At 58.5% G+C, this 4,620-nt stretch carries 4 protein-coding genes; all 4 read right to left on the reverse strand.

Features of this window, described 5'->3' with window-relative positions:
* Positions 1 to 166: 166 nt before the first annotated feature.
* A complete protein-coding gene (locus KDH83_RS29630; RefSeq protein ID WP_212322384.1) occupies positions 167 to 2,245 on the reverse strand; it encodes a DUF3732 domain-containing protein in 2,079 nt (692 codons plus the stop codon).
* A gap of 23 nt (positions 2,246 to 2,268) precedes the next feature.
* Entirely contained in the window at positions 2,269 to 2,730 is a 462-nt protein-coding gene (locus KDH83_RS29635) for a three component ABC system middle component (protein WP_212322385.1), read from the reverse strand.
* Positions 2,727 to 3,986, reverse strand: coding sequence for a hypothetical protein (locus KDH83_RS29640; protein WP_212322386.1), 1,260 nt, complete (start codon positions 3,984 to 3,986; stop codon positions 2,727 to 2,729). Before KDH83_RS29640 ends, KDH83_RS29635 begins: the two co-directional genes overlap by 4 nt.
* Before the next feature lie 290 nt (positions 3,987 to 4,276).
* On the reverse strand, positions 4,277 to 4,620 hold a 344-nt coding region (locus KDH83_RS29645; protein WP_212322387.1), incomplete at its 5' end, for a tyrosine-type recombinase/integrase.

The following is a 4,620-nucleotide window of genomic DNA, read 5'->3' on the forward strand; positions in this document are numbered from 1 at the left end:
GTCATGTTTGGATATAGGTGCGAATTTGACTTAATGCCTGCTGTCGACCCGTTTCGGTCACGCAGAGACCCTACCAGCGCCAGCAGCACGAACACCAGAACGAAGCCCGCCAGGTCCATCCAGGCGATGCGGGCGGACCGATGTGTACCTGGGCCTGCTGCAGGGGTCACGTCGCGATGAAGCCACGGTCACGCCAGCGGTCGGCGACGAAGTCCTCGAAGTCGTAGCCCTCGCCGAGCTCCAGCCTGTCTGCATGGTCGCAGACGATGATTTGCGGCTTGTTGCCGACCTCCTGTGCCGTATCATCACAGAACTTGGCCAGGACGGTGAACATCTTGGCGACGGTATTCAAGTCGTCATCGGCCGTCGAGATGCGTGTGTGCGTGTCCACAGGCGAGTTCGCGGCGCGTGTCGAGGGCTTGTCCGCAGTCGTTTCGGACTGTGGGCTGCCGGGCGCGCTGGCGGATGTGCCGTCCTGGTTCGCACGCAATTGGGCTGCATTAAATTCCTTTCCGTAGTCGGCGGAGGGAAAGTAAACCTGCGTCGGTTGGTCGAGAAACAGCACGGGCGGCAGCTTGCAGTCGGCGTAGGCCGCAAACTGGTAGTGCAGGGACAGGAACAGCGTCAGGTGCGAATACAGCCAGTTCGCGCCACTGCCCATCGACCGCAGGAAGACTTTCTTCTCCGGCGCGCCGTTTACCCCCGGTGTCTCATGCCATAGGTCGAAGGAATCGATGTCGAACTTCAGGGATCCATTCTTATAGGAGTCCTCGAAGTCGAAATGTGTGCCGACGATCTCCAGGCGCCGGTTGATGTTGCGTTGCAAGGCCAGCAGCCGGGGCGCGACATCGAGCAAAGCCTTCTTCGATTTCAGGTCCGCTACCCGGTCCTGGAGCAACTTCACCAACTCAGTGGCTTCCGTGGGCGGACTCTCGATGCGGCGCTCAATGGCGATTTCCAGCTTGATCTTGGCTTTCTGCGCTGCGGCATCGACAGACTTCGAGCGCTGCAAGCGGTCGGCCTCCTGGTCCAGTGGACGCAGTGCGTTTTCGACCTGCCGCAAGGCCTGGCGCGCCTTCTTGAGTTGCTCGTCGATGTCCCGACGCTCCTGGCCAAAGCCTTCGCGGGCATAGGCCGAGACCTTCAGCTCGCCGTTGAGCCAGTGGATGGCCGCCGAGAGTCTGTTGGCCTCATCTTCGGCTGCTTCCGAAGGTGACGCGCAGACCGGGCACACGGCATGGTCCAGATGGGTCGCCCTCGGGATGGGCAGATCCGTCATGGCACCGGCAAATCCCTCGACTTGCTGTGTCGAGACGTCGAGCAGGTAGCGCGTGTTCAGGGCCTTCTGGATCTCGGCCGTGAGCTCGGCCTTGCGTGTGCGCAGTTCCTTGCGGGTCGCGTCGAAGGTATCGGACTGCCCATCGACCGTGACGGCGATGCCGGTCAAGCGTTCCAGGGCCTGCGCCGGCCGCATCCAGATTTCTTCAGCGGTCAACTCTGTCAGCGGCGTGCCCGCCAGGGCGTGGAACTCACGCAGGTAGCCCGCCATCTCTTCGATGCCGGCTGATTTGATCTGCTCCTGCTTGGGGATGACGGCCAGGGCACGCTTGAGCTCGGTTTCTGCGTCGGCGAGTTCCTTGGCCAGGTCGAAATAGTCCTCTCCCACGATCCCCATGAAGATCTTGAAGTGATCGATGGCCTGTTCGCGTTTTCGCTTTTCGTCGAAGCGGTAAAAGATCGCATGCCGGTTGGCCACCAGGTTTTGATGCTGGAGCATGAACGAGGCAAAACTGCGGATGGAAGGCGTCGGGCTTTTCTGACGCATGAGCTGCTTCTGCAGAGGGTCGGTGTCGATGTCGTCCATGGTGACGCCGAAGTAGCGCCCCAGGCTCTTGGAGAATTCGATCCGGCTAAGCTGGTATTGCGCGGTGAAGAAGTTGACCACGTCCTTGACGTAGGCCAGCACGTGCCTGGCCTGCTCGCCACTGACTTCTCGCAGGAAACATTGGTTGGCGTTGTCTGCCCTGCGGCCGGCGACGACCGCCATCCCGGAAAAGCGCCATACGGTGAAAAATATCTTCGCCCGCTGCGTGATGATGCCTTGCGGAATCGTGTCTTCTGAGCTGCCCATGCAGTAATCGAAGATGTCGAGAATGGCACTTTTGCCCTTCGAAGATTTGCCGGTAATGATATTCAAGCCTTGCTTGAACTTAACGCTGTGCGCCTCATTTTCCTGGTCGATCACGCCGATATATCGGACATAACATTTCATAGCGACTTCAATCCCAGCATTCTATAAATGGTCACGACGCTTTCATTCCTGAATATCATGGCGAGCTGACGCGCATAACGCAGCATCTTGGGGTCTGCATTCTCCGACTGCCGGTTTTCGCTGGCGAGAACCGACAGGTCGTCGTTGAGTTGAAGGCTTTCATCCGCGCGCAGTATCAACAGGGCCTTGTTGGTGATGGGCTCATATTCCGAGATGCGAAGCGCCAGACCGACCAACCGTGAAGAGTCGGATGTCATCGTCCGGATCGAGCTGGTTCGATTGGCGGTATGCAAATACTCCTGCATCGCGGGAAACGACACCAGGGGAAGAACCAGATAGCTCAGCAGGATGTCTTTCTCCATCGGCTCCCAGTTCAGGTAGAAGCTCTGGATCACCGGCGCCAGCGCAAAGGCGTTGCGATGCAGGATATAGAGATGATCGGCGGCGGTATCCATCATTCCCAGAGTTTCCAGTGAAATTCATCGTCCTTGTTTTCGGGGCTCTCGTCTGCCAGCATGTGATAAATGCCATTGCGAAATTCCGGCATGGTGTTGGCCATGGCGCAAAAAGGTTCTGTCGGAGCTTTCATACGTGCCAGGTAGAACTTGAGTGACGCCTTCTTGAGGGCCGCGTCGTCCTGCAGCCCGTCGCAATCCAGGATGGCGGCTTCTCGCGCCACAAAATGGTTGCTGCGGTGGTTGTGGAGGTAAAGGTCGAGCGAGGGCTTGATGGGAATCTGATCCTTGAAGAGCCCGGAAATCGTGTCCTGCGCAAACAGGCGGTGCAGGGCCGCGTGCTTGAGATATTTTTTGCCCTCAATCTCGAGGATCTTCCTGGCGAAGAGCATGGGCCTGATTTCGTCGAGATCGACTTTTTCTTCCAGCGGTCGGAGATCCCTCAAAGGGAACTCTGCCGGATGCTTCATGCACGAGGCGTTCAGAGCCGTCAGCTTGGCGGTGAACGCCTCGTGGGTGATCTTCCAGCCGTTCAGGACGAGTTCGGTGCTGAACATGAAGCCCAACAAGTCGTCCAGATACTGCTGCTGCAGCGACGGTCGTATGGCTTTGAGATAGCGGGTCTTGTAGCTGTCGATGCGCTCTGGCAGAGCGTCTTCGCCCGGGATGATGAGCATGCGTTCCAACACCTCCATCAGCGCCGCGCGGTTCTCGGGCGCTAGCACCTCCTGCTGCAGTGCCCGCGCCTTGGGCGGCTTGCGGGCCGTAGTTTCAGCAGTTTGGATGGTCTCGTCCTGAGGCTCGGGTGGCTCCTCCATTTGCGTCTGCGGTACGCCAGCCCCGTCGCTGCCGATCTCCTGCATGCGGTCAAGCCGCTGCACAGCGGTCAGGATGTTCCAGTCCTTGAGGCGGCTCTGGGCTCCGAACTCCTGAGTCGTCAGAAGCACCAGGGACTTGTAGCTGCTGCGGTCAAACCGCTCATGCAGCCAGTTCCGGATCGTGTTCCAGAAGTTCTGGTGGCTGTCGGTCAGCTTGTCACGGTAGTGCTTGACCTCGATCTGCGTCTTGCCCGGCACGGTGACATCGCCCATGGCTTCAATCCACAGGCACTCCCCGGGCATGAGGTGGTGGCACTGTTCTACGGCCACGAGCAACTGGTACTGCAGCGCTACGAAAAGTACTGTTGCATCGACGGGCAGAGCTTGCGTATCGGTCTGCAGCTGTTCGGACGGAGGTGGCATTTGCTGTGTGGGCTGCAACTCGAAGTCTCCTGTTTCCTCTATCTCTGACGGCTGGGTTGATGAGGCATGCCCGCAATCACCATCCGGCGCGGCCTGCATAGGTCAGGAAACGGACAGTGCTGGAATTGAATTTTGCCATGTAAATAGGATGTATCGGAATACTGGGGCGGCATCCAGCGGCCAGGGCCGACGTCTTCGCATTCTCACCGCCATGCTTGCGCGTCGACGTTGACCGTCGAAGAGGTGATCATAGGCAGCTTTGGGCACACCCCGGGCGGCGAACGCGGAACAGTTGCTGCACAAGACTGTCAGATTTCCGTCTGTTCAGAAATCTCAAGAGCATTGTCGACCTCGATGCCAAGATAGCGGACGGTCGACTCGAGCTTGGAGTGGTCAAGTGGCAGCTGAACAGCGCGAAGATTCTTGGTCATGCGATATATGAGCGTCGCCTTTGTGCGGCGCATTGAATGAGTGCTGTAGTCCGCCGGATCCGGGCCCAGTTGTTCGACCCAATGTTCCAGGATTCTTGCGCACTGGCGGGTACCAAGATGGGGAGACCTGTGCAGCCTGCAGGGGAACAAGAAGTTGTCGGACTTCGGGAGTGTCAGAAATTCCGTGTTCAAGGCGGGCTTAGGAATTACACAGAAGGCCT

This window comes from Achromobacter sp. Marseille-Q0513, assembly GCF_018195695.1.
Classification (GTDB): Bacteria; Pseudomonadota; Gammaproteobacteria; order Burkholderiales; family Burkholderiaceae_B; genus Achromobacter.